This window comes from Burkholderia sp. AU33803 (assembly GCF_002223095.1).
Lineage (GTDB): Bacteria > Pseudomonadota > Gammaproteobacteria > Burkholderiales > Burkholderiaceae > Burkholderia.
Genome location: NZ_NKFJ01000005.1, coordinates 545,192 through 570,536, shown reverse-complemented (window position 1 = coordinate 570,536; position 25,345 = coordinate 545,192). Strand labels below are relative to the sequence as shown.

The 25,345-nt window shown below is 64.7% G+C and carries 24 protein-coding genes; 20 read left to right on the top strand and 4 right to left on the bottom strand.

The window, feature by feature from the left end:
• Nucleotides 1-13: 13 nt before the first annotated feature.
• The 17 genes from CFB41_RS14475 to CFB41_RS14395 all read left to right on the top strand — a co-directional run bounded on the left by CFB41_RS14475 (nt 14) and on the right by CFB41_RS14395 (nt 17,991).
• Nucleotides 14-457 (top strand): HIT family protein, encoded by a 444-nt coding sequence (locus CFB41_RS14475; RefSeq protein WP_059465769.1) that lies wholly within the window; start codon nt 14-16, stop codon nt 455-457.
• Nucleotides 454-867 carry a gamma-butyrobetaine hydroxylase-like domain-containing protein gene (locus CFB41_RS14470; protein WP_089426307.1) on the top strand — a complete coding sequence of 138 codons (414 nt, stop codon included), beginning with the start codon at nt 454-456 and terminating at the stop codon, nt 865-867. Before CFB41_RS14475 ends, CFB41_RS14470 begins: the two co-directional genes overlap by 4 nt.
• Before the next feature lie 52 nt (nt 868-919).
• Nucleotides 920-1,651 (top strand): bifunctional demethylmenaquinone methyltransferase/2-methoxy-6-polyprenyl-1,4-benzoquinol methylase UbiE, encoded by a 732-nt coding sequence (gene ubiE / locus CFB41_RS14465; RefSeq protein ID WP_039360112.1) that lies wholly within the window; start codon nt 920-922, stop codon nt 1,649-1,651.
• A gap of 41 nt (nt 1,652-1,692) precedes the next feature.
• Nucleotides 1,693-2,727, top strand: a complete 1,035-nt coding sequence (locus CFB41_RS14460) for a Tim44 domain-containing protein (protein WP_089440996.1) — start codon at nt 1,693-1,695, stop codon at nt 2,725-2,727.
• A gap of 163 nt (nt 2,728-2,890) precedes the next feature.
• Nucleotides 2,891-3,517 (top strand): SCP2 domain-containing protein, encoded by a 627-nt coding sequence (locus CFB41_RS14455; protein ID WP_069248831.1) that lies wholly within the window; start codon nt 2,891-2,893, stop codon nt 3,515-3,517.
• A gap of 13 nt (nt 3,518-3,530) precedes the next feature.
• Complete coding sequence (gene ubiB, locus CFB41_RS14450) at nt 3,531-5,108, top strand: ubiquinone biosynthesis regulatory protein kinase UbiB (RefSeq protein WP_089456904.1); 1,578 nt, start codon at nt 3,531-3,533, stop codon at nt 5,106-5,108.
• 17 nt (nt 5,109-5,125) lie between these two features.
• Nucleotides 5,126-5,752: an SAM-dependent methyltransferase gene (locus tag CFB41_RS14445; RefSeq protein ID WP_089456903.1), complete on the top strand. Its 627-nt coding sequence runs from the start codon at nt 5,126-5,128 to the stop codon at nt 5,750-5,752.
• A 95-nt stretch (nt 5,753-5,847) separates the two neighbouring features.
• Entirely contained in the window at nt 5,848-6,195 is a 348-nt protein-coding gene (locus tag CFB41_RS14440) for an FmdB family zinc ribbon protein (RefSeq protein ID WP_089440993.1), read from the top strand.
• Nucleotides 6,196-6,257: 62 nt separating this feature from the next.
• The gene (locus CFB41_RS14435) at nt 6,258-6,908 is read left to right on the top strand and encodes a DUF502 domain-containing protein (protein WP_069248829.1); all 651 of its coding nucleotides are present in this window, start codon (nt 6,258-6,260) and stop codon (nt 6,906-6,908) included.
• A 67-nt stretch (nt 6,909-6,975) separates the two neighbouring features.
• Entirely contained in the window at nt 6,976-8,778 is a 1,803-nt protein-coding gene (aspS, locus tag CFB41_RS14430) for an aspartate--tRNA ligase (RefSeq protein WP_089440992.1), read from the top strand.
• Nucleotides 8,779-8,938: 160 nt separating this feature from the next.
• Nucleotides 8,939-9,433: a dihydroneopterin triphosphate diphosphatase gene (gene nudB, locus CFB41_RS14425; RefSeq protein WP_089440991.1), complete on the top strand. Its 495-nt coding sequence runs from the start codon at nt 8,939-8,941 to the stop codon at nt 9,431-9,433.
• Nucleotides 9,430-10,704, top strand: a complete 1,275-nt coding sequence (gene clsB / locus CFB41_RS14420) for a cardiolipin synthase ClsB (RefSeq protein ID WP_089440990.1) — start codon at nt 9,430-9,432, stop codon at nt 10,702-10,704. The genes nudB and clsB overlap by 4 nt, the downstream gene beginning before the upstream one ends.
• A 200-nt stretch (nt 10,705-10,904) precedes the next feature.
• On the top strand, nt 10,905-11,504 hold the full coding sequence (locus tag CFB41_RS14415) for a TetR/AcrR family transcriptional regulator (protein WP_006751498.1): 600 nt from the start codon (nt 10,905-10,907) through the stop codon (nt 11,502-11,504).
• Between the two features lie 58 nt (nt 11,505-11,562).
• On the top strand, nt 11,563-13,350 hold the full coding sequence (locus CFB41_RS14410; RefSeq protein WP_089456902.1) for an acyl-CoA dehydrogenase C-terminal domain-containing protein: 1,788 nt from the start codon (nt 11,563-11,565) through the stop codon (nt 13,348-13,350).
• A 118-nt stretch (nt 13,351-13,468) separates the two neighbouring features.
• Nucleotides 13,469-15,904: a 3-hydroxyacyl-CoA dehydrogenase/enoyl-CoA hydratase family protein gene (locus tag CFB41_RS14405; protein ID WP_089456901.1), complete on the top strand. Its 2,436-nt coding sequence runs from the start codon at nt 13,469-13,471 to the stop codon at nt 15,902-15,904.
• A gap of 27 nt (nt 15,905-15,931) precedes the next feature.
• A complete protein-coding gene (locus CFB41_RS14400) occupies nt 15,932-17,131 on the top strand; it encodes an acetyl-CoA C-acyltransferase (protein WP_039360089.1) in 1,200 nt (399 codons plus the stop codon).
• Between the two features lie 92 nt (nt 17,132-17,223).
• On the top strand, nt 17,224-17,991 hold the full coding sequence (locus CFB41_RS14395; RefSeq protein WP_089456900.1) for an enoyl-CoA hydratase: 768 nt from the start codon (nt 17,224-17,226) through the stop codon (nt 17,989-17,991).
• A gap of 59 nt (nt 17,992-18,050) precedes the next feature.
• On the opposite strand, the gene fdhD is transcribed toward CFB41_RS14395, so the two are convergent.
• Entirely contained in the window at nt 18,051-18,893 is an 843-nt protein-coding gene (gene fdhD, locus CFB41_RS14390; RefSeq protein ID WP_373452550.1) for a formate dehydrogenase accessory sulfurtransferase FdhD, read from the bottom strand.
• A 115-nt stretch (nt 18,894-19,008) separates the two neighbouring features.
• Between fdhD and CFB41_RS14385 the strand changes: the two genes are divergently transcribed.
• Entirely contained in the window at nt 19,009-19,491 is a 483-nt protein-coding gene (locus tag CFB41_RS14385) for a nitrate reductase associated protein (RefSeq protein WP_089456899.1), read from the top strand.
• Nucleotides 19,492-19,536: 45 nt separating this feature from the next.
• Here CFB41_RS14385 and CFB41_RS14380 read toward each other — a convergent pair whose 3' ends face one another.
• The gene (locus tag CFB41_RS14380; protein WP_089440986.1) at nt 19,537-19,932 is read right to left on the bottom strand and encodes an acyl-CoA thioesterase; all 396 of its coding nucleotides are present in this window, start codon (nt 19,930-19,932) and stop codon (nt 19,537-19,539) included.
• A 174-nt stretch (nt 19,933-20,106) separates the two neighbouring features.
• On the opposite strand from CFB41_RS14380, the gene CFB41_RS14370 reads away from it, so the two are divergent.
• The gene (locus CFB41_RS14370) at nt 20,107-21,978 is read left to right on the top strand and encodes an ABC transporter ATP-binding protein/permease (RefSeq protein ID WP_089456897.1); all 1,872 of its coding nucleotides are present in this window, start codon (nt 20,107-20,109) and stop codon (nt 21,976-21,978) included.
• 201 nt (nt 21,979-22,179) lie between these two features.
• Here CFB41_RS14370 and murU read toward each other — a convergent pair whose 3' ends face one another.
• Together murU and CFB41_RS14360 are read right to left on the bottom strand one after the other, a co-directional pair.
• Entirely contained in the window at nt 22,180-22,899 is a 720-nt protein-coding gene (gene murU, locus CFB41_RS14365; protein WP_089456896.1) for an N-acetylmuramate alpha-1-phosphate uridylyltransferase MurU, read from the bottom strand.
• A 32-nt stretch (nt 22,900-22,931) separates the two neighbouring features.
• Nucleotides 22,932-23,981: an aminoglycoside phosphotransferase family protein gene (locus CFB41_RS14360; protein WP_089446375.1), complete on the bottom strand. Its 1,050-nt coding sequence runs from the start codon at nt 23,979-23,981 to the stop codon at nt 22,932-22,934.
• A 172-nt stretch (nt 23,982-24,153) separates the two neighbouring features.
• Here CFB41_RS14360 and CFB41_RS14355 point away from each other — a divergent pair, with 172 nt between their 5' ends.
• On the top strand, nt 24,154-25,299 hold the full coding sequence (locus tag CFB41_RS14355; RefSeq protein ID WP_089456895.1) for a site-specific integrase: 1,146 nt from the start codon (nt 24,154-24,156) through the stop codon (nt 25,297-25,299).
• Nucleotides 25,300-25,345: the final 46 nt, after the last annotated feature.

Sequence of the window (25,345 nt, the reverse complement as noted above, 5' to 3'; positions counted from 1 at the left end):
CATGGGAGCGACGATGGAATGCGTGTTTTGCCGTGAAGACGGCGGCGAAGTGCTCTGGCAGGACGATGCGTTGCGTGTCGTCCTCGCGACGGGCGAGCACGAGTATCCGGGCTTCTGCCGGGTGATCTGGGGCGCGCACGTCGCCGAATTCTCCGATCTCGGCGAGCCCGAGCGGGCACATCTGATGCGCGTGGTCTACGCGGTCGAGCGGGCCGTGCGCCGCGTGATGCAGCCGAACAAGGTGAATCTCGCGAGCCTCGGCAACATGGTGCCGCACGTGCACTGGCACGTGATCCCGCGCTTTTCCAACGACGCCCACTTCCCGCAGCCCGTATGGGCGCCGCGCCAGCGCAGCGTGTCCGAGGCGCTGCTGCGCTCGCGCGCAGCGCAGGCCTCGCTGCTGCACAATGCGGTGCGCGAGGAAATTCAACGCATGACCGATTCGAGGCAGCCATGAGCGGTTTGACTTCCACGACGCCGATTCCGTCCGGCGTCGTCGTGCACGCGGTATCGCGCGTGCTCGAATTGCAGTACCCGAACGGCGACAGTTTCCGGATTCCGTTCGAGCTGATGCGCGTGTATTCGCCGTCGGCCGAGGTGCGCGGCCACGGGCCCGGGCAGGAGACGCTACAGACGGGCAAGCGTGAAGTGACGATCACCGCGCTCGAGGGCGTCGGCCACTACGCGCTGCAGCCGACGTTTTCCGACGGCCATTCGACCGGCATCTACTCGTGGGACCTGCTGTACGAGCTGGCCACGCAGCAGGACGCGCTGTGGCGCGACTATTTCGACAAACTGAAGGCGGCGGGCGTCGAGCGCGATGCCCCGATGCCGGCGGCGAACGCGTCGCACGGCCACTGCCACTGAATTCGACGGCGCCCGCTCGGCGCCGTCTTGCCATTAACTGAGGATCAACGCGATGAGCAAAACCCACTTCGGCTTCGAAAGCGTCGAGGAAAACGAAAAAGCGAAGAAAGTGGCGGGTGTGTTCCATTCGGTCGCGAGCAACTACGATCTGATGAACGACCTGATGTCGGCGGGCATGCACCGCGCGTGGAAGGCGTTCACGATCGCGCAGGCGAACGTGCGCCCCGGCTTCAAGGTGCTCGATCTCGCGGCCGGCACCGGCGACCTGACCCGGTCGTTCGCGAAGGCGGCCGGGCCGACGGGCGAGGTCTGGCACACGGACATCAACGAATCGATGCTGCGCGTCGGCCGCGACCGGCTGCTCGACAAGGGCATCGTGACGCCGTCGCTGCTGTGTGACGCGGAGAAAATTCCCTTTCCGGACAATTACTTCGATGTGGTCACGGTCGCGTTCGGGCTGCGCAACATGACGCACAAGGATGCCGCGCTGGCCGAGATGCGCCGCGTGACGAAGCCCGGCGGCCGCGTGATGGTGCTGGAATTCTCGAAAGTCTGGGATCCGCTGAAAAAAGCGTACGATCTGTATTCTTTCAAAGTATTACCGTGGCTTGGCGACAAGTTCGCGAAAGATGCTGAAAGTTATCGGTATCTTGCTGAATCTATCCGGATGCACCCCGATCAGGACACGCTGAAGACGATGATGGAACAAGCGGGCCTCGATGCCGTCAAATATTACAATTTGTCAGGTGGCGTGGTAGCTTTACACATGGGAGCCAAGTACTAAGGGGCTCTTCCCATACATTTGTCTTACATTCGGAGAAGCTGATGTTCGAATCGCGTTCGTTGTTCAACCGTAGCAAGCCGTCGAAGCCGTGGGCTCGACGGGTCGGCACGCTGCTGATGGTCGGCCTGCTCACGGCCGGCACGTTCGCATCGCTCGACGCCGAAGCCAAGCGCATGGGCGGCGGGCGCAGCATTGGCCGCCAGAACTCCACCGTCACGCAGCGCCAGGCCACGCCGCCCGCGCAGCAGCCGATGCAGCAGGCCGCGCCGTCGCAGGCCCAGCGGGCGAATCCGGCCGCACCCGCACCGGCTGCGCAGCCTAACCGCTCGCGCTGGCTCGGGCCGATCGCCGGCCTTGCGGCCGGTCTCGGCATCGCGGCGCTGCTGTCGCACTTCGGTCTCGGCGGCGCATTCGCGAGCATGATGGCGAACGTCATCGTGATCGCACTGCTCGCGGCGGTCGGCATCTGGCTGATCCGCAAGTTCATGAACCGTCGTCGTCCGCAGGAGCCGGCGTATTCGGTTGGCGGCTCGGCGTCGTCGTCTGGCGGCTACTCGCAAAGCCCGTCGTTCCAGCAGGGCAGCACCGGCAGCAACTATGCGGGTAGCGGCAGCAGCTACGCGAACGAAGCGCAAGGCGTGTTCGGCGGCGGCGCCGCGGCTGCCGGCGCGGCAGCGGCTGCTGCGGCCGCACCGCTCCAGGTGCCGGCCGGCTTCGACACCGAAGCGTTCCTGCGCAGCTCGAAGGTCTATTTCGTGCGCCTGCAGGCCGCGTGGGACCAGGGCAACCTGGCCGACATCCGCGAGTTCACGACGCCGGAAATGTTCGCCGAGATCAAGATCGACCTCGATTCGCGCGGCAACGAGTCGAACCAGACCGACGTCGTGCAGCTCGACGCGGAACTGGTCGCGATCGAGGATCGCGGCATCGAGCAGTCGGCGAGCGTGCGCTTCCACGGCCTGATCCGCGAATCGGCGAACGCGTCGGCCGCGCCGTTCGACGAGGTGTGGAACCTGTCGAAGTCGGGCAGTCAGGGCTGGCTGCTCGCGGGCATCCAGCAGATCAACACGCACTGAGCGTGACCGGCGGCCCGCGCCGCCGGCACCCGGGCGACGGCCGCCGCACTGCGACCGCTTGCCGCCCGGGTGTGCGGTCAGGCACGGTCTGCCGACGATCCGACGTTACAATAGAAACCCGCGTGGGCGCCCGGCCTGCGCGGGTTTTTTCTTTCCCAGCCCGATGACCTTTGCCGCCAAGCCTTTTGCTGCCGCTGTCAATCACCTGCTCGCCCGCGAATCGTGGGCGCGTGACCGCCTGATTCCCTATTCGGGCAAGACTGCCCGGATCGACGTGCCCCCGGTTACGCTGACGCTGCTGGTGCAGCCCGACGGCTATCTGTCGGCCGTCGACGCGCACGATGCGCAACAGGTCGACGTGTCGATCGCGCTTGCCGGCGACACGGTCGCCGCGTTCCTGCAGGGCGGCCAGGCGGCCGTGATGAAGCACGTGAAGATCGAGGGCGACGCCGAGTTCGCCACGCAGATCGCGAAGCTGGCCGAGCACCTGCGCTGGGAACCTGAAGAAGATCTCGCGAAGCTGGTCGGCGACGCGGCGGCCTACCGGATCGCGACGGTCGTGCGCGACGCCGGCGCGCGCGCGCGACGCACCGGCCGCAACGTGCTCGATTCCGTCGCCGAATACTGGCTCGACGAGAACCCGCAGGTCGTCCGGCGCGCGTCGCTCGGCGGCTTCGACGCCGAACTGGCGCGCGCACGCGATGCGCTCGCACGGGTCGAAAAACGGGTCGAGCGACTCGAACAAAAAATCGGCGCGCGCACGGGTTCCGGCCCGCGCGGCGCGCACTGAGGGGCCGCAGGGCATGCGCATTTTCCGTTTCATCAAGATTGTCTACACCGTCATCCGCTTTGGCCTCGACGAAGTGATGCTGTCCCGGATCGACGACCGGCGCGTGAAGCTGCTGTTGCGGATCACGACGATCGGCCGCCGCTATTCCGATCCGCCTGCCGTGCGGCTGCGTCACGCGCTCGAAAGCCTCGGCCCGATCTTCGTGAAGTTCGGCCAGGTGCTGTCGACGCGCCGCGACCTGCTGTCGGTCGATTTCGCGAACGAACTCGCGAAGCTGCAGGACCAGGTGCCGCCGTTCGATTCGGCGGTCGCGATCGGGATCATCGAGAAGTCGCTCGGTGCGCCGGTCGACGAGCTGTTCGACGAATTCGAGCGCGAGCCGGTCGCGAGCGCGTCGATCGCGCAGGTGCACTTCGCGAAGCTCAAGCAAGGCCAGCACGCGGGCAAGGCTGTCGCCGTCAAGGTGCTGCGCCCGAACATGCTGTCCGTGATCGACTCCGACCTCGCGCTGATGCGCGACATCGCGATCTGGACCGAGCGCATGTGGGCCGACGGCCGGCGCCTGAAGCCGCGCGAGGTCGTCGCCGAATTCGACAAGTACCTGCACGACGAGCTCGACCTGATGCGCGAGGCCGCCAACGGCAGCCAGCTGCGCCGCAACTTCGCGGGCCTCGACCTGCTGCTCGTGCCCGAGATGTTCTGGGATTTCTCGACGTCGCAGGTGCTCGTGATGGAGCGGATGACCGGCGTGCCGATCAGCCAGGTCGAGACGCTGCGTTCGGCCGGCGTCGACATCAAGAAGCTCGCGCGCGAAGGCGTCGAGATCTTCTTCACGCAGGTGTTCCGCGACGGCTTCTTCCATGCGGACATGCACCCCGGCAACATCCAGGTGAGCCTCGATCCGAACACGTTCGGCCGCTACGTCGCGCTCGATTTCGGGATCGTCGGCGCGCTGTCCGATTTCGACAAGAACTACCTCGCGCAGAACTTCCTCGCGTTCTTCAAGCGTGACTACCACCGCGTCGCGACGCTCCACCTCGAGTCGGGCTGGGTGCCGCCCGAAACGCGCGTCGAGGAACTCGAAAGCGCGATCCGCGCGGTGTGCGAGCCGTATTTCGACCGCGCGCTGAAGGACATCTCGCTCGGCCAGGTGCTGATGCGCCTGTTCTCGACGTCGCGCCGCTTCAACGTCGAGATCCAGCCGCAGCTCGTGCTGCTGCAGAAGACGATGCTGAACGTCGAGGGCCTCGGCCGTTCGCTCGACCCCGAGCTCGACCTGTGGAAGACCGCGAAGCCTTACCTCGAGCGCTGGATGACCGAGCAGATCGGCCTGCGCGGCTGGTACGAGCGCTTCAAGGTCGAGGCGCCGCAGTGGAGCAAGACGCTGCCGCAACTGCCGCGCCTGATCCATCACGCGATGGCCGCGCGCCATGACGCGCCGCGAGCCGCGAGCGAAGACCTGATGCGCCAGATCCTCATCGAGCAGAAGCGGACGAACCGGCTGATGCAGGCACTGCTGATCTTCGGCCTTGCGGTCGGCGTCGGGGCGCTCGTCGCGCGTGTGCTGCTGGCGCTCACGTACGGCACATGACCGAAAGGAGCAGGGCGATGTCCGATCCGAAGCAACCCGCTACACCGTCAGCCGCCGATTTCGCGACGCGCGATCCCGGCAACGCATCGTTCTGGGACGAACGTTTCGAGCGTGGCGTGACGCCGTGGGAATTCGGCGGCGTGCCCGAGGGGTTCCGCGTGTTCGCGCATCGGCTCGAGCCGTGCTCGGTGCTGATTCCCGGCTGCGGTAGTGCGCAGGAAGCCGGGTGGCTGGCCGAAGCCGGCTGGCCCGTGCGGGCGATCGATTTCGCCGCGCAGGCGGTGGCGGCCGCGAAGGCGCAGCTCGGCGCGCACGCGGGCGTCGTCGAGCAGGCCGATTTCTTTACGTACCGGCCGCCGTTCGACGTGCAGTGGGTGTACGAGCGTGCGTTCCTGTGCGCGCTGCCGCCGGCCATGCGTGCCGGCTATGCGGCGCGCATGGCCGAGCTGCTGCCTGCGGATGGATTGCTGGCCGGCTATTTCTTCCTGATGGCGAAACCGAAGGGGCCGCCGTTCGGAATCGAGCGTGCCGAACTCGATGCGCTGCTCACGCCGCACTTCGAGCTGATCGAGGATTTGCCCGTGACCGATTCGCTGCCCGTGTTCGAAGGGAACGAGCGCTGGCTCACGTGGCGCCGCCGCTGATGCGCCGGTATCGCGGCCATTGCCGGAGCGCGGCAGGGTTTCGGCTATAATTCAAGGTTTTGCAAGCCGTTTCCAGTTTCCGCGGGAAAAATATCATGCCGATCTACGCCTATCGATGCGAAGCGTGTGGTTTCGCGAAGGACGTGCTCCAGAAGATGAGCGACGCGCCGCTGTCGCAGTGTCCGGAATGCGGGAAGGATGCATTTCGCAAGCAGGTCACTGCCGCGGGCTTCCAGCTGAAGGGTTCGGGTTGGTATGTCACCGATTTCCGTGGCGGTTCGGGCGGCACCAGCGCACCGGCGACGGCGTCGGGCGACGCAGCCCCGGCTGCGGCAACGGACGCCGCGCCCGCCGCGGCCGCGCCGGCTGCATCGAGCAGTTCCGAAAGCACGACGACGAGCGCCGCGCCCGCCCCGGCTGCAGCGCCCGCCGCCGGCAGTTGACCGTCGCGGCCCGGCCGGGCTGCGACCAACCCGCGCCCGCCGGCGCGGTTCATTGACGGCAGATGATGAAAAAGACGACCCTGAAATCGGTGTTTCTGACCGGCCTGCTGGTTCTCGTCCCGCTCGCGATCACGCTGTGGGTGCTTGGTCTCATCATCGGCACGATGGACCAGACACTACTCCTGCTGCCCGAATCGTGGCAGCCCGAGCGGATGCTCGGCTTCCATCTGCCGGGGATCGGCGCGGTGCTGACGCTCGCGTTCATCTTCGTCGTCGGGCTGGCCACGCAGAACTTCATCGGCCAGAAGCTCGTCACGTGGTGGAACGCCGTGGTGCGTCACATCCCGGTCGTCGGGCCGATCTACACGAGCGTCAAGCAGGTGTCGGACACGCTGCTGTCGAGCAGTGGCAACGCCTTCCGCAAGGCGCTGCTGATCGAATACCCGCGTCGCGGCTCGTATACGATCGCGTTTCTGACCGGCACGCCGGGCGGCGACGTGCTCAATCATCTGACGGAAGAATACGTGAGCGTCTATATCCCGACGACGCCGAACCCGACGTCGGGCTTCTTCCTGATGCTGCCGAAGAGCGAAGTCATCGAACTCGACATGTCGGTCGATGCCGCGCTCAAGTACATCGTCTCGATGGGCGTGGTGGCGCCCCCGGCGCCGGCTCCGGCGCCTGCACGCCGCCCCGTCGAGCCGCCGCTGTAAGTAAAGAATCATCGCCCGGGCCGCGCGTTGCGGCGCCCGTTGATCAAACCGAACGAAAGCAAACATCATGTCGATGCGTACTGAATACTGCGGTCTCGTGACCGAACACCTGCTGGGCCAAACCGTGTCGCTGTGCGGCTGGGTGCAGCGCCGCCGCGATCACGGCGGTGTGATCTTCATCGACCTGCGCGATCGTGAAGGCCTCGTGCAGGTGGTGTGCGACCCGGATCGCGCGGAAATGTTCGCGACCGCCGAAGGCGTGCGCAACGAGTTCTGCGTGCAGATCAAGGGCCTCGTGCGCAACCGTCCGGAAGGCACGGTCAACGCCGGCCTGAAGAGCGGCAAGATCGAAGTGCTGTGCCACGAACTGAACGTGCTGAATGCGTCGGTCACGCCGCCGTTCCAGCTCGACGACGACAACCTGTCGGAAACGACGCGTCTCACGCACCGCGTGCTCGACCTGCGCCGCCCGCAGATGCAGCACAACCTGCGCCTGCGCTACCGCGTGGCGATCGAAGCGCGCAAGTACCTCGACGAGCAGGGCTTCATCGACATCGAAACGCCGATGCTGACGAAGAGCACGCCGGAAGGCGCGCGCGACTACCTCGTGCCGTCGCGAGTGAACGCGGGCCAGTTCTTCGCGCTGCCGCAGTCGCCGCAGCTGTTCAAGCAGCTGCTGATGGTCGCGAACTTCGACCGTTACTACCAGATCACCAAGTGCTTCCGCGACGAAGACCTCCGTGCCGACCGTCAGCCGGAATTCACGCAGATCGACTGCGAAACGTCGTTCCTCGGCGAGCAGGAAATCCGTGACCTGTTCGAAGACATGATCCGTCACATCTTCAAGACGACGATCGACGTCGAGCTCGACGCGAAATTCCCGGTGATGCCGTACTCGGAAGCGATGGCGCGTTTCGGTTCGGACAAGCCGGACCTGCGCGTGCAGCTCGAATTCACCGAGCTGACCGACGCGATGAAGGACGTCGACTTCAAGGTGTTCAGCACGCCGGCCAACGCGAAGGACGGCCGTGTCGCGGCACTGCGCGTGCCGAAGGGCGGCGAGCTGTCGCGTGGCGACATCGACGGCTACACCGAGTTCGTGCGCATCTACGGCGCGAAGGGCCTTGCATGGATCAAGGTCAACGAGAAGGCGAAGGGCCGTGACGGCCTGCAGAGCCCGATCGTCAAGAACCTGCACGACGCATCGATCGCGGCGATCCTCGAGCGCACCGGCGCGCAAGACGGCGACATCATCTTCTTCGCGGCCGACCGCGCGAAGGTCGTCAACGACAGCCTCGGCGCGCTGCGCCTGAAGATCGGCCATTCCGAATTCGGCAAGGCGAACGGTCTCGTCCAGGCCGGCTGGAAGCCGCTGTGGGTCGTCGACTTCCCGATGTTCGAATACGACGACGAAGACGCGCGCTATGTCGCGGCTCACCACCCGTTCACCAGCCCGAAGGACGAGCATCTCGAGTACCTCGAGACGGATCCGGGCCGTTGCCTCGCGAAGGCCTACGACATGGTGCTGAACGGCTGGGAAATCGGCGGCGGCTCGGTGCGTATCCACCGCGAGGAAGTGCAGAGCAAGGTGTTCCGCGCGCTGAAGATCGGTGCGGAAGAAGCCCAGCTCAAGTTCGGCTTCCTGCTGGACGCGCTGCAGTACGGCGCGCCGCCGCACGGCGGTATCGCATTCGGTCTCGACCGCATCGTCACGATGATGGCCGGCGCCGATTCGATCCGCGACGTGATCGCGTTCCCGAAGACGCAGCGTGCGCAGGATCTGCTCACGCAAGCGCCGAGCCCGGTCGACGAGCGCCAGCTGCGCGAACTGCACATCCGTCTGCGTCAGCCGGAACAACCGAAGGCGTAACGCGCTTTCACACCCGGTCGTGTGTGCGGTCACGCGCACACGACACCCATGAAACAGGCGCAGCGATGCGCCTGTTTCGTTTTTTGCGGTACAGTCGCAGCACTTGCCGCCCGTTCGGAGCCTTTGCCCGGCGCGCGGCCCTGCGCTGCATGAAACAACGATGACGAAGCCGCCGAAAATCCCCGAATCCGTTCTTGTCGTGATCTACACGCCCGACCTCGATGTGCTCGTGATCAAGCGTGCCGACCAGCCCGATTTCTGGCAATCGGTGACCGGCTCGAAGGACACGCTCGACGAGCCGCTCGCGCTGACCGCCGCGCGCGAAGTGGCCGAGGAGACCGGCATCGCAGTCGGCACGCCGGACGTGCCGGCCAGCGCGCTCGTCGACTGGCGCCACAAGATCGAATACACGATCTATCCGCAATACCTGCACCGCTATGCCCCGGGCGTCACGCGCAATGTCGAGCACTGGTTCGGCCTGTGCGTGCCGCATCGCGTCGACGTGACGCTGTCGCCGCGCGAGCATGTCGACCATGCATGGTTGCCGTTCCGCGAGGCGGCCGCACGCTGTTTCTCGCCGTCGAACGCCGAGGCGATCCTGCAACTGCCCGCGCGCGTGGCACTGTCGCGCGCGCCGCACGGCTCGTCCGCATGACGGCGGAAGCCCGCAAGCGCTTTGCGCAATTGCGGCAGATGTTCCTGCAGGAACGCGGTTCCGCGTCGCGGCTCGCCTTCACGTCGGGCAATACCGTGCGATTGTGCGAGACCGGCGGCGAGTTCTTCCGGGCGCTGATCGAGCGGATCGATGCCGCCCGCGAGCAGGTGATGCTCGAAACCTACATCTTCTGCGACGACGCGGCCGGCCGGCCGGTGTCGGACGCATTGATCCGCGCGGCGCAGCGCGGCGTGCGGGTGCGCGTGATCACCGACGGCATCGGCACCGCACGCCTGCCGTTGTTCGATACGTGGGCGGCAGCCGGCGTCGAGCACTGCATCTACAACCGTTACCTGTTCGGCCGCTTCGGCTTTTCGCGCACGCATCGCAAGCTCGCGGTGATCGATCACGCGGTCGCGTTCTGCGGCGGCATCAACATCATCGACGACTACGCGCAGGGCGGCACGACGCTGCCGTTTCCGCGCTGGGATTTCGCGGTCGAGATGGCGGGGCCCGCGGTGTCCGACGTGCGCGCCGCGTTCGAACTGCAGTGGCACCGGATCTTGTTCGGCCACAAGCCGTATGCGCAATACGCGACCGGGCTGCATGGCGGCGAAGCATTTCCCGACATGTTCCGCCGCTGGATGCGCAGCCACCGGTGGATCAAGGCCGGCGCGCTGCGGGTCGTGACGGAGCCGAGCGTCGCGTTCGTCGCGCGCGACAACGTCGTGAACCGCCGCGCGATCGAGAAGGCGTATCTCGCTGCGATCGGCCAGGCCCGCCAGCGGATCCTGCTCGCCAATCCGTACTTCATGCCGGGGCGCAAGCTGCGCCGTGCGCTGACGGGCGCCGCGCGACGCGGTGTCGACGTGCGGATCCTGATCGGCCGCAAGGAATTCGCGGCCCTCGATACGGCCGTGCCGTTCCTCTATCACGCGCTGCTGCGCGCCGGCGTGCGCGTGGCCGAATACGACAAGACGATGCTGCACGGCAAGGTGGCCGTGATCGACGACAACTGGGCGACGGTCGGCTCGTCGAACCTGGACGCGCTGAGCCTGATGTTGAACAATGAGGCGAATGTCGTGCTGGTGCGCTACGATGCTGTCACGAACGAACTGCGCGACGCGATCGCGGCCGCGTTTGCCGACGGCCGGGAAATCGACCCCGCCCGGTTCGCCGCGCGCCCGCGCCTCGAGCGCATGCTGAACTGGCTCGCCTATACGGCGTATCGTCTCGTGATGAAGGCGCTGACGGTCGGTGGTTACGACTGACGAAGACTAAGCGTTCGCTTCAAAAAATCTGTCCGCACGTTCGTGCGGAAAAGCCGCTCCGGTCCCGCCGGAATCGCGCAAAATAGCGGCTCGGTTAGACACCGGTTTCTAATAATTTCCTTGTTTCGCGAGCGGCCGCACTCAATAATAGTACGGCCGTTCGATTTTATTCGAACCCCCGAACGGTTACAGAAATTGCTATGCGAAAAGGCGAACAGACGCGTGCCGCGATACTTGAAGCTGCTTTGGACCTCGCCAGCCGTGACGGGCTGGAGGGGCTGACGATCGGCCTGCTGGCCGAGCGCATGCAGATGAGCAAGAGCGGTGTGTTCGCGCACTTCGGATCGCGTGAGGACCTGCAGGTCGAGGTCGTCCGCGAGTATCACCATCGTTTCGAAAACGAGGTGTTCTTTCCGAGCCTGCGCGAGCCGCGAGGCTTGCCGCGCCTTCGGGCGATGCTGGCCCGCTGGACGGAGAAGCGCATCCAGGAGGTGACGACCGGGTGCATCTACATCAGCGGTGCGGTCGAGTACGACGACCGGCCTGACAGCCCCGTGCGCGAGCAGTTGATCGCAAGCGTGACGGCCTGGCGTGCCGCGATGCTGCGTGCCATTTCGCAGGCGAAGGAAGAAGGCCATCTGCGTGCGGATACGGATCCGGACCTGATGCTCTTCGAGTTGTACAGCTTCACGCTCGGCCTGCATCACGACGCACGCTTCCTGCATTCGCCGGACGCCGTGCGCCTCACGTGGGCCGCGCTGGAAAAGACGATTGTTTCGTATCAGAGCGAGAGCCGTTAGCGGCGCGTGATCCGCCCGCCAGGAGCTCGAGCCGTTTTGCCCACCTTTGGAGAGAGTCATGGGACAGTACGCCGCGCCGCTGCGCGACATGCAATTCGTGTTGCACGAGCTTCTGAACGTCGAAGCCGAAGTCAAGCAAATGCCCAAGCATGCGGACCTCGACGCCGACACGATCAACCAGGTCCTCGAGGAAGCGGGCAAGTTCTGCTCCGAGGTACTGTTCCCGCTGAACCAGGTCGGCGATCGCGAAGGCTGCACGTATGAAGGCGACGGCGTCGTGAAGACCCCGACCGGCTTCAAGGAAGCCTACCAGCAGTACGTCGAGGCCGGCTGGCCGGCGCTCGGCTGCGATCCGGACTACGGCGGCCAGGGCCTACCCGCGTTCGTGAACAACGCGCTCTACGAAATGCTGAACTCGGCGAACCAGGCCTGGACGATGTATCCGGGCCTGTCGCACGGCGCCTACGAGTGCCTGCACGCGCACGGCGCACCGGAACTGCAGCAGCGCTACCTGCCGAAGCTCGTGACGGGCGAATGGACGGGCACGATGTGCCTGACCGAGCCGCACTGCGGCACCGACCTCGGCATCCTGCGCACCAAGGCCGAACCCAACGCCGACGGCTCGTACTCGATCAGCGGCACGAAGATCTTCATCTCGAGCGGCGAGCACGACATGTCGAAGAACATCATCCACCTCGTGCTCGCGCGCCTGCCGGACGCGCCGCAGGGCACCAAGGGGATCTCGCTGTTCATCGTGCCGAAGTTCATCCCCGACGCAGCGGGCGAGCCGGGCGAGCGCAACGGCATCAAGTGCGGCTCGATCGAGCACAAGATGGGCATCCACGGCAACTCGACGTGCGTGATGAACCTCGACGGCGCGACGGGCTGGATGGTCGGCGAGCCGAACAAGGGCTTGAACGCGATGTTCGTGATGATGAATGCCGCGCGCCTCGGCGTCGGCATGCAGGGCCTCGGCCTCACGGAAGTCGCGTACCAGAATTCGCTCACGTATGCGAAGGAGCGCCTGCAGATGCGCTCGCTGACGGGCCCGAAGGCACCGGACAAGCCGGCCGACCCGATCATCGTGCACCCGGACGTGCGCCGCATGCTGCTCACGCAGAAGGCCTACGCCGAAGGCGCGCGCGCATTCACGTACTGGTCCGCGCTGCAGATCGACAAGGAGCTGTCGCACGCCGACGAAGCGGTGCGCAAGGAAGCGGCCGACCTCGTCGCGCTGCTCACGCCGATCATCAAGGCGTTCCTGACCGACAACGCGTTCGAGTCGACCAACCACGCGATGCAGATCTACGGCGGCCACGGCTTCATCTCCGAGTGGGGCATGGAGCAGTACGTGCGTGACGCGCGGATCAACATGATCTACGAAGGCACGAACTCGATCCAGTCGCTCGACCTGCTGGGCCGCAAGGTGCTCGGCGACATGGGCGCGAAGCTGAAGAAGTTCGGCAAGCTCGTCACGGAATTCGCGGAAGCCGAAGGCGTGAAGCCGGAAATGGCCGAGTTCATCAACCCGCTCGCCGACATCGGCGACAAGGTCCAGAAGCTGACGATGGAAATCGGCATGAAGGCGATGCAGAACCCGGACGAAGTCGGCGCGGCCGCCGTGCCGTACCTGCGCACCGTCGGCCATCTGGTGTTCTCGTACTTCTGGGCGCGCATGGCGCGTCTCGCACTCGACAAGGAAGCGTCGGGCGATCCGTTCTACAAGTCGAAGCTCGCCACCGCCCGCTTCTACTTCGCGCGCCTGCTGCCCGAGACGGCGTCGACGATCCGCGCGGCGCGCGCTGGTTCGAAGACGCTGATGGAAGTCGACGAATCGCTGTTCTGACGCGAGTCCGGGCGGTGCGCGCCGCGTGCCGTGCCGCCCGAACGCAACGGTTCCTGGTACTCACTTCGCCGTGCAGCCCCCACCTCCCGCGCTGCACGACACTATCCGGAGACATCCCGTGAGCAATTTCCTGATTCGCAAGGTCGCCGTGCTGGGCGCCGGCGTGATGGGCGCGCAGATCGCCGCGCACCTCATCAACGCGCGCGTGCCGGTGCTGCTGTTCGACCTGCCGGCCAAGGAAGGCCCGAAAAACGCGATCGCGCTGAAGGCGATCGAGAACCTGAAGAAGCTGTCGCCCGCGCCGTTCGGCGTGAAGGACGACGCGAAGTACCTCGAGGCAGCGAACTACGAAGACGACATCGCGAAACTCGCCGAGTGCGACGTCGTGATCGAGGCGATCGCCGAGCGGATGGACTGGAAGCACGACCTGTACAAGAAGGTCGCACCGCACATCGCGCCGAACGCGATCTTCGCGACCAACACGTCGGGCCTGTCGATCACGAAGCTGTCCGAAGGTTTCTCGGACGAGCTGAAGTCGCGCTTCTGCGGCGTGCACTTCTTCAACCCGCCGCGCTACATGCACCTGGTCGAACTGATCCCGACCGCGCACACGCGCCCGGAGATCCTCGACCAGCTCGAAACCTTCCTGACGAGCATCGTCGGCAAGGGTGTCGTGCGCGCGAAGGATACGCCGAACTTCATCGCGAACCGCGTCGGCATCTTTTCGATCCTCGCGGTGATCACCGAGGCCGCGAAGTTCGGCCTGCGCTTCGACGAAGTCGACGACCTGACGGGCAGCCGCCTCGGCCGCGCGAAGTCGGCGACGTTCCGCACCGCGGACGTGGTCGGCCTCGACACGATGGCGCACGTGATCAAGACGATGCAGGACAACCTCGCCGACGATCCGTTCTTCCCGGTCTACCAGACGCCTGCCGTGCTCGCCGAACTGGTGAAGCAGGGCGCGCTCGGTCAGAAGACGGGCGGCGGTTTCTACAAGAAGGAAGGCAAGGCGATCAAGGTGCTCGACGCAAAGACGGGCACCTACGTGGATTCGGGCGCGAAGGCGGACGAAACCGTCGGCCGCATCCTGAAGCGCCCGCCGGCGGAACGCCTGAAGCTGCTGCGTGAAACGGACCATCCGCACGCGCAGTTCCTGTGGTCGATCTTCCGCGACGTGTTCCACTACATCGGCGTGCATCTCGAATCGATCGCCGACAACGCGCGCGACGTCGACCTCGCGATCCGCTGGGGCTTCGGCTGGAACGAAGGCCCGTTCGAAGGCTGGCAGGCTGCCGGCTGGAAGCAGGTCGCCGAGTGGGTGCAGGAAGACATCGCGGCCGGCAAGGCGCTCGCGAACGTGCCGCTGCCGTCGTGGGTGCTCGAAGGCGCGGTTGCGGAAAAGGGTGGCGTGCACACGGCCGAAGGCTCGTGGGCGCCGACAGCGAAGCGCTTCGTGCCGCGTTCGGACCTCGCCGTCTACGACAAGCAGGTATTCCGCGCGCCGCTGCTCGGCGAAGCCGGTGCCGATCCGAAGACGTACGGCAAGACGCTGTTCGAGACCGATGCCGTGCGTGCCTGGGTCGACGACCGCGCGGGTGAAGACGACGTCGTGATCGTGTCGTTCAAGTCGAAGATGAACACGATCGGACCGAGCGTGATCGACGGCCTCGTGCAAGCCATCGAACTCGCGGAGAAGGACTACAAGGGCGTGGTGATCTGGCAACCGACGTCGCTGAAGCTCGGCACGCCGGGCGGCCCGTTCTCGGCCGGTGCGAACCTCGAAGAGGCGATGCCCGCGTTCATGATGGGCGGCGCGAAGGGCATCGAGCCGTTCGTGAAGAAGTTCCAGGAAGGCATGCTGCGCGTGAAGTACGCGAACGTGCCGGTCGTCGCAGCCGTGTCGGGCATCGCGCTCGGCGGCGGGTGCGAGCTGATGCTGCACAGCGCGAAGCGCGTCGTGCACGTCGAGAGCTACATCGGTCTCGTCGAAGTGGGCGTCGGCCTCGTGCCGGCGGGCGGCGGCCTGAAGGAAGCCGCGCTGCGCGCAGCGGATGCCGCAACGGCCGCGAACGCGACCACCGACATCCTGAAGTTCGTCACGAAGTCGTTCGAGAACGCGGCGATGGCGAAGGTGTCGGCGTCCGCGCACGATGCCCGTGCGATGGGCTACGTGAAGCCGTCCGACACGATCGTCTTCAACGTGTTCGAACTGCTCGACACCGCGAAGAAGGAAGCGCGTGCACTGGCCGCAACCGGCTACCGCGCACCGCTGCGCGCGAAGGACGTGCCGGTCGCCGGCCGTTCGGCGATCGCGACGATCAAGGCATCGCTCGTCAACATGCGTGACGGCCGCTTCATCAGCGACCACGACTACCTGATCGCGAGCCGCATCGCCGAGGCCGTGTGCGGCGGCGACGTCGAAGCCGGCAGCCTGGTCGACGAGCAGTGGCTGCTCGCGCTGGAGCGCCGTGCGTTCGTCGAGCTGCTCGGCACGCAGAAGACGCAGGAACGGATCATGGGCATGTTGCAGACCGGCAAGCCGGTGCGTAACTGAGCGAGCGGATAAGGCAAGGAGTCTCAAATGAGCAAACAATTGCAAGACGCATACATCGTCGCCGCCAGCCGCACGCCGATCGGCAAGGCCCCGCGCGGTGTCTTCAAGAACACGCGCCCGGACGAGCTGCTGGTCCACGCGCTCAAGTCGGCGGTGGCGCAGGTGCCCGGCTTCGACACGAAGCTGATCGAAGACGCGATCATCGGCTGCGCGATTCCGGAAGCCGAGCAGGGCCTGAACGTCGCGCGGATGGGCGCGCTGCTCGCGGGCCTGCCGCAGACGGTCGGCGGCGTGACGGTCAACCGCTTCTGCGCGTCGGGCATCACGGCGCTGGCGATGGCGGCCGACCGCATCCGCGTCGGCGAATCCGACGCGATCTTCGCGGGTGGCTGCGAATCGATGAGCATGGTGCCGATGATGGGCAACAAGCCGTCGATGTCGCCGCACATCTTCGATCGCAATGAAGACTTCGGCATCGCGTACGGGATGGGCCTGACGGCCGAGCGCGTCGCGGAGCAGTGGAAGGTGAGCCGCGAAGACCAGGACGCGTTCTCGGTCGAGTCGCACCGCAAGGCGCTTGCCGCCCAGCAGGCCGGCGAGTTCAACGACGAGATCGCCGCGTACACGATCACCGAGCGTTTCCCGAACCTCGCGACCGGTGAAGTCGACGTGAAGACGCGCGAGATCAAGCTCGACGAAGGTCCGCGCGCCGATACGTCGATCGAAGGCCTCGCGAAGCTGCGCACGGTGTTCGCGAACAAGGGCTCGGTCACGGCCGGCAACAGCTCGCAGACGTCGGACGGCGCGGGCGCGCTTCTGGTCGTGTCGGAGAAGGTGCTCAAGGAATTCAACCTGACGCCGCTCGCGCGCTTCGTGAGTTTCGCGGTGCGTGGCGTGCCGCCGGAAATCATGGGTATCGGCCCGAAGGAAGCGATTCCGGCCGCGCTGAAGGCCGCCGGCCTGAAGCAGGACGATCTCGACTGGATCGAGCTGAACGAAGCGTTCGCCGCGCAGTCGCTGGCGGTGATGCGCGATCTCGGCCTCGACCCGTCGAAGGTCAACCCGATGGGCGGCGCGATCGCACTCGGCCACCCGCTCGGCGCGACCGGCGCGATCCGCGCGGCGACCGTCGTGCACGGCCTGCGCCGCCGTAACCTGAAGTACGGGATGGTCACGATGTGCGTCGGCACCGGCATGGGTGCGGCGGGCATCATCGAACGCCTGTAAGCGGAGCACGACGACAAGCTGCGACGGTGCGCGGGCCACGAGCTCGCGCACCGTTTTTTCATTCCGATAGAGGAAAGTCAAAGGAGACGGTTGTGGCCGAAATTCAAGTGGAACGCGCCGACGGCGTGATGACGATCACGATCGCGCGCCCGGCGAAGAAGAATGCGCTGACGGCGGCGATGTACCAGACGATGGCCGACGCACTCGCCGAAGCGCAGGAAGACAAGGCGGTTCGCGTGATCCTGCTGCGCGGTGGCGACGGCAACTTCACCTCAGGGAACGATCTCGAGGATTTCCTGAAGTCGCCGCCGAAGGACGACACCGCGCCGGTGTTCCAGTTTCTCGCGCGGATCAGCAGCGCGAGCAAGCCGATCGTGGCCGCGGTGCCGGGCCTGGCGATCGGCGTCGGCGTGACGATGCTGCTGCACTGCGATCTGGTCTACGCGGCCGACACCGCGACGTTCTCGCTGCCGTTCACGCAGCTCGGGCTGTGCCCGGAAGCCGCGTCGAGCGTGCTGCTGCCGCGTCTGGCCGGCCATCAGGTCGCGGCCGAGAAGCTGCTGCTCGGCGAAGCGTTCGACGCGCTGGAAGCGCACCGGATCGGCATCGTCAACCGCGTGCTGCCGGCGGCCGAGCTCGACGCGTTCGCGGCGAAGCAGGCGGCAAAGCTCGCGGCGCTGCCGGCGGCATCGCTGCGTGTGACGAAGGCGCTGCTGAAGGATACGGGCGGCGTGGCGACGCAGGCGCGGATGGCCGAGGAAGCGGGCCACTTCGCCGCGATGCTGCGCGCGCCGGAAGCGCGCGAGGCGATGACGGCGTTCTTCGAGAAGCGCAAGCCGGATTTCCGTCAGTTCGACTGACCGTCTGACGGAGCAGGGCGCGCCGGCGGCGGATTGCCGGCGCGCTCCCGCGATCGCGATCAGGCCGTGCCGTAGTCGACGTGGCCGGTTTCGCGGCAGAAGCTGACGAGCCGCAAGCCGGCCGCTTTCGCGATCTCGATCGCGAGCGACGACGGTGCGGAGATCGTTGCCACCAGCGGGATGCCGACTCGTGCGGCCTTGCGCACGAGCTCGTAGCTCGCGCGGCTCGACAGGAACACGAAGCCGTCGGTCGCGTCGGCGCGCGACAGCACGAGCGAGCCGATCAGCTTGTCGAGTGCGTTGTGGCGGCCGACGTCCTCGAATGCCATCCGGATCGCCCCTGTTGCGTCGCACCACGCGGCCGCGTGCAGGCCGCCCGTGAGCCGCGTGAGCGCCTGGTGAACCGGCAGCGCCTGCGCCGCGCGCGTCAGCGCGTCGGGGGCGAGGCGTGCGAGAAAGCCCGTATCGGGCACGCGTTCGGGCGCGAGGTCGAGCAGGTCGATGCTTTCGATCCCGCAGACGCCGCAGCCGGTACGCCCCGCGAGCGCGCGGCGCCGGTCCTTCAGCGCGGCGAACGCCTGCTGGACGACCTCCAGGTGAACTTCCGCATGCGGCAGCGGCGCGTCGGCGTGCAGGATCACCTCGATGTCCTTGATGTCGCTGCCGCGCGCGACGATCCCCTCCGAGATCGCGAAACCGACCGCGAACGCTTCGAGGTCGCACGGCGTACACATCATCACCGCATGCGAGATGCCGTTGAAGACGAGCGCGACGGGCCATTCCTGGCCCACGTAGTCGTGTGCGGTTTCGACGGCACCGCCGCGCGTGCGGCGCACGGACAGTTCGATCGCGCCGCGCGGTTCGTCGCGCAAGTCGCCGGATTCGGTCGGATTCACGAGCACTCCCGTTGATTCGGCGCGCGGCCGGCGGCAATCGTATCCGCCACCCGCGCGCAGAGGTTCTAAAATACCCCAGGCAAGCCGGCCGCGCCGGTATCCGCCATATCAGGTCACGATCATGGGACTCAGCGACGCTCCACTGCTATTCGCCTTCGAACACGATTCGTCGGAAAACTTCACGTACATCCCGATGATCGTGCGTTTCAATCTCGACCGTTTCGGTCTGCGGATCTCACTGGAGCAGTGGCAGTTGCTGCCGCTCGAGGATCGCAAACTGCTCGCGCGCTTTCCGGCCGACGAGGACACCGCGATCGAGCCCAACTTCGATCACGCGCTGTTCGAAATGCTGCGTACGCACGCGGATCTGGAGCCCTCGTGGTTCCAGCCGGACGAGCAGCCGGCCTGGCGCGCCACCGACAGCGTGCCGGAGTCGCTTGTGCAGCAGAGCGCGCTGGCCGGGCTGATGGCGCCCGAGCTTGCACAGTGGCAGCGGCTCGCGCCGTTCCAGCGCTACGTGCTGGTGAAGCTGTCGCGCAAGCCGAAGCTGAACCACGATTTCCTGCCCGCGATGCGGGAGTTCGGGCTGACGGCCACGCACTGAGGCGGCCGAAGGCAAGGGGAAGCGCCGCCGCGCGGCGCTCGTCCGTCAGAGCGGCGGCAGTTGCCGCGGCTTGCGGTCGGAGCCGGTCGCGACGTAGGTGAGCGTCGCTTCGGTGACCTTCACGACCTCGCCCATCAGGCGCATGCGCTGTGCGTACACCTCGACGTCGACCGTGATCGACGTGTTGCCGGTACGCGTGATGGTCGCGTAGAAGCTCAGCAGATCGCCGACGAACACCGGCTGCTTGAACACGAACGAATTGACCGCGACCGTCGCGACGCGACCGTTCGCGCGCTGGCTCGCGGGGATCGAGCCGGCGATGTCGACCTGCGACATGATCCAGCCGCCGAATACGTCGCCGTGGACGTTCGCGTCGTGCGGTTGCGGGACGACGCGCAGCGCGGGCTGCTTTTGCGGGAGTTCGAGGGTCGAATCGGTCATGGCGGGGGCTTTCATCCTGTAATAAATACGCCGCCACGCGCAGGCCGGCCGGCGAGGGCGCCGGCAGCGGCGCGAAGCGGCTTCTGCGACAATACAACGTTCGCAAATTGTACGAGAAAGTGAGCGAGCCGGCCGCCGATGCGCGCGTCCGGCACCGCCGCCGATCCTTCCCCCATGCGCCGATTTCCTGCTTCCGGCGAGCCCGCGCCGGCTTCGACCGGGCCCCGCAACGACTGGCAAACCATCCGGTCGCTGCTGCCGTACCTGACCACCTACAAATGGCGCGTCGCGCTCGCGCTCGGCTGCCTGATCGGCGCGAAAGTCGCGAACCTCGGCGTGCCGGTCGTGATGAAGCGCATCGTCGACCACCTGTCCTACGTCCAGCAGATCACCGCGATCGGCCGCGCCGAACAGTCGGCCGGCATCGTGCTCGCGGGCGGGGTGGGGCTGCTGGTCGTCGCGTATGCGCTCGTGCGGCTGTCCACGTCGTTGTTTACCGAGCTGCGCGAGATCCTGTTCTCGAAGGTCACCGAGAGCGCGGTGCGCCAGGTCGCGCTGCAGGTGTTCCGGCACCTGCACGGGCTGTCGCTGCGGTTTCACCTGGAGCGCCAGACCGGCGGCATGTCGCGCGACATCGAGCGCGGCACGCGCGGCATCCAGCAGCTGATTTCGTATTCGCTGTACAGCATCCTGCCGACGCTCGTCGAGGTCGGGCTCGTGCTCGGCTTCTTCGTGGTCAAGTACGAGGCCTATTACGCGTACGTGACGTTCGCGGCGCTGGTCACGTACATCGTGTTCACGGTGAAGGTCACCAACTGGCGCACGCATTTCCGCCGCACGATGAACGAACTCGATTCGCGTGCGAACTCGCGGGCGATCGATTCGCTGATCAACTACGAGACGGTCAAGTATTTCGGCAACGAGGAGTGGGAAGCGCAGCGTTACGACGAGAACCTGAAGCGCTACCGGAAGGCCGCGATCCGTTCGCAGAATTCGCTGTCGGTGCTGAACTTCGGCCAGCAGGCGATCATCGGCACGGGGCTCGTGTTCATCCTGTGGCGCGCGACGCAGGGCGTGCTCGCGGGCAAGCTGACACTCGGCGACCTGGTCCTGATCAACACGTTCATGCTGCAGCTGTACATCCCGCTGAATTTTCTCGGCGTCGTCTATCGCGAGCTGAAGCAGAGCCTCACCGACATGGATCGCATGTTCGGGCTGCTGTCGGCCGCGAAGGAAGTGGCCGATTTGCCCGATGCTCGGCCGCTCGCGGTCGCCGGCGCGCAGGTGCGCTTCGAGCACGTGAATTTCGCGTACGAGCCGGCGCGGCAGATCCTGCACGACGTGTCGTTCACGATCGAAGCAGGGACGACGACCGCGGTGGTCGGCCATAGCGGCTCCGGGAAGTCGACGCTGTCGCGGCTGCTGTTCCGCTTCTACGATCTCGACCGGCAGGCGGGCGGGGCGATCCGGATCGACGGCCAGGACATCCGCGACGTCACGCAGGACTCGCTGCGCGCGTCGATCGGGATCGTGCCGCAGGACACCGTGCTGTTCAACGACTCGATCTACTACAACATCGCGTACGGCCGGCCCATCGCGACCCGCGACGAAGTGATCGCGGCCGCGCGTGCCGCGCACATCCACGATTTCATCGAAAGCCTGCCGAAGGGTTACGACACGCCGGTCGGCGAGCGCGGGCTGAAGCTGTCGGGCGGCGAGAAGCAGCGCGTCGCGATCGCGCGCACGCTGTTGAAGAACCCGCCGGTGCTGTTGTTCGACGAAGCGACGTCGGCGCTCGATTCGCGCTCGGAGCGCGCGATCCAGCACGAACTCGACCAGATCGCGCGGCATCGCACGACGCTCGTGATCGCGCACCGTCTGTCGACGGTCGTGCACGCGCAACAGATCCTCGTGATGGACCACGGGCGGATCGTCGAGCGCGGCACGCACGACGAACTCGTGCGCGCCGACGGGTTGTATGCGCAGATGTGGGCGCTGCAGCAGCAGCGCGCGGCGGCGGGCGGGGAAGAGGCGGAAGCCGCGTGAGCGGCGGGGCTGCGCGCGGGGTGGGCGCAGCAGGACGGGGCACGTTTGATGGGCGGGAGCCGGGCCGGCATGGCGGTCCGACACGCGCGGACCCTTTGATCGGCCAGGCCAACGCCGCCAGTTCGCCGGTCAGCCAGCTAGCCAACAAGTCAGTCAGCTGACCGGTCAGTTCGTCGATCAGCCCGACGACCCGTCAGCCGGTCACTCCGCGGCGCGCAGCCGCGCATCCAGCTCGCCGAGCTGCGCGGGAGTGCCGACGTTCTCCCAGATACCTTCATACAGTTCGCCGCTCGCGCGGCCGGCCTCGATCGCCGCGCGATAGTACGGCGTCAGCGCGCGCCGCGTGCCGGGCGCGAGATCGCGGAACATCCGCGTGTCGTATAGGCCGATGTTGCCGAACGTGAAGCGCGCGGCGCCGTCGAGCGCAAGGCGGCCATCGTCGCCGAGCGCGAAGTCGCCGGCCGGGTGGAACGGCGGGTTCGGCACCATCACGAGGTGCATCGCCGGCGCGTCGAGCGCGGCCATCCGGGCGGCGCGCGGCGCGAGCGACCGGTAGTCGAACGCGCAGTAGACATCGCCGCTGACCGCCGCGAACACGGCCGGCTGCCCGTCGCGTTCGAGCAGCGGCAACGCCTGCGCGATGCCGCCCGCGGTTTCCAGCGCTTCGCGTTCGGCCGAATACACGAGCCGCACGCCCCAGCGCGAACCGTCGCCGAGCGCAGCCTCGATTTGCTCGCCGAGCCACGCGTGGTTGATCACGATCGTCTCGATGCCTGCGCGGGCGAGCGCTTCGATCTGCCACACGATCAGCGGCTTGCCGCCCGCTTCGAGCAGCGGCTTCGGGCGGGTGTCGGTGAGCGGGCGCATCCGTTCGCCGCGCCCGGCGGCGAAGATCATCGCCGTGGTCAGGGTGTTGCTCATGTTCGGCCGGGTGTCAGGAGAGTCGGAACGGATCAGAACGTATAGCCGACGTCGGCCGGTGCGTTGCCCTCGAGCTCGTCGAGCAGCTTCGCGAACGGCACGAGCGGGCGATAGCGCAGCGCGACCTTGCGCGCGTACGCGATGAAGCGCGGCAGGTCGTTCAGGTAGTGCGGCTTGCCGTCACGGTAATTGATACGCGCGAACAGGCCGAGCACCTTGATGTGGCGCTGTAGCCCCATCCATTCGAGCTGGCGGTAGAACTCGCCGAAATCGGGGTCGACCGGCAGGCCGGCCTTTTTCGCCTTTTCCCAGTAGTACGCGAAGCAGTCGAGCTCGAACTCCTCGTCCCAGCTGATGAACGCGTCGCGCAGCAGCGACACGACGTCGTACGTCAGCGGCCCGTAGACGGCGTCCTGGAAATCGAGGATGCCCGGGTTGGGCTCGCACACCATCAGGTTGCGCGGCATGAAATCGCGCAGCATGAAACCCTGCGGCTGCGCGTGCGCGCTGGCGACCAGCAGCGCGAAGGTGCGGTCGAGCGTGCCGCGCATCGCGTCGGTGACCGGCTTGCCGAGGTGGCGGCCGACGAACCATTCGGGCATCAGCTCCATCTCGCGGCGCAGGAATGCCTCGTCGAACGGCGGCAGCACGTCGGGCTTCGACGTGAGCTGGAAGCGGATCAGCGCGTCGAGCGCCGCGCGCATCAGCGGTTTCGCGGCGGCCGGGTCGGCCGGATCGAGCACCGAGATGTACGACGTGCGGCCGAGATCGGTCACGAGCATGAAGCCCGCGTCGAAATCGTGGGCCAGCACGTCCGGCACGTGGTCGCCGGCCGCGGCGAGCAGTTGCGCGACCTGGACGAATTCACGGCACTTCTCGGGCGGCGGCGCGTCGACGGCGATCAGCGTGCCGCCGGCGCTCGTGGCCGACGCGACACGGAAATAGCGGCGGAAACTGGCGTCCGACGAGGCGGGCGCGAGGGTCGACAGGTCGAGCGCATAGCGTTCGGCGAGCGGGTGCAGCCACGCGGTGAGCGCTTCGAGGCGGGCGTCGGGCTGGGATGCGGCGGATGGGGGCGTCATGAAACTCGGCGGAGGGGGGAACGTCTTGCCATATAATATGGACAAACAATCTGGCAAGGTTGTCCTTAAAAATCAATCACTTAGGTGGATTTCCTCAGTGCTCAAAAAGGGTCATTTACCCACTTTTTACACACTGCTGTATCCTCCCAGTCTATCACCTATGGGGTAGCACATGGCATCTATATCAATCAAAACATCAAGTGTTGGTACAAAGTTTATCTATGTGCAAATCAGAATAAAAGGTGCTAGACCTCTTAATCAATCATTCAAGATTGATGAAAAAGAGATGAAATATGCAATCAATAAAAATAAAGCATATTTTGAAAAAAGAAGTGATATTGCTCAATGGATTAAAGACCATGAGGCAAGAATAAGAAATGATGAACCAGTTCTTAGAAAAAAAGTAGCTGGCACATTAATTATTGATGTTTTGCAGTCTTTCATTGTCTATAATGACAATGCACCTGAAAAAGAAAAAATCAATGATAGAGATATTAAAAGGTGCAATCAATTAGTTGGTGACTTTGAAGAAGAAGGGGTCACTATTGAAAGTTTGAATCCTAGACTTCTAAGAAGTTATCTTGAACAAAAGCAAGAGGCTGATTTAGCTAGTAACACAATTTACTTGTTATATCTTGCATTGAAAAAAGCAATGCTATGGCATAGTAGAAAAAATGACTATCCACAACATCTGTTTGAAGAAGTAAAGTGGAGTGGGTCATCAAATGAAAGAACTAGAAGATTGCAAGAAGGTGAGTATGAGCTACTTATGAATGGTTTTTCAAAAGCATTTAAAACTAAAAAGAAAAACCTTGAACTAAAAAGAGCAATTGATTTTGCACTTGAAACCTGTATGAGAGCAGGTGAAATGTTAAAGTTTGATTTTGCTGATGTGAACTTTGAAAAAAAGATGGTTCACATGAGGGCTGGTATTGTAAAGAATAATTCTGCTAGAACTATTCCACTCACACCACTAGCTTATAAAATTTTAAAAGATATTTTTGAAGAAGTTGGGCAAGATAGAAAAATCAAGCCATTTGGTAAAGATTGGTCTAGCAGTCAAATACTAGGTAACAAATTTAGAGTATTGACTGATGCAATTAAGCTTGAAGATTTTCACTATCATGATTTAAGACATGAAGCAATATCAAAACTCTATGAGAGAAATTTGAATTGGACTGATATTCAAATAGCAAGTGTAACAGGTCATAAAAATCTACAAATGCTCAAAAGATATGCTCATCTTAGAGGTGAGCTACTGGTTGAAGATTTGTGGAAAAATGAAGTAAAAGAAGAATCAAAAGAAGAAGTGAAGTAAATAAAAAGGCTACTGTAAATAGTAGCCTTTACTTTTTGTAACAAAC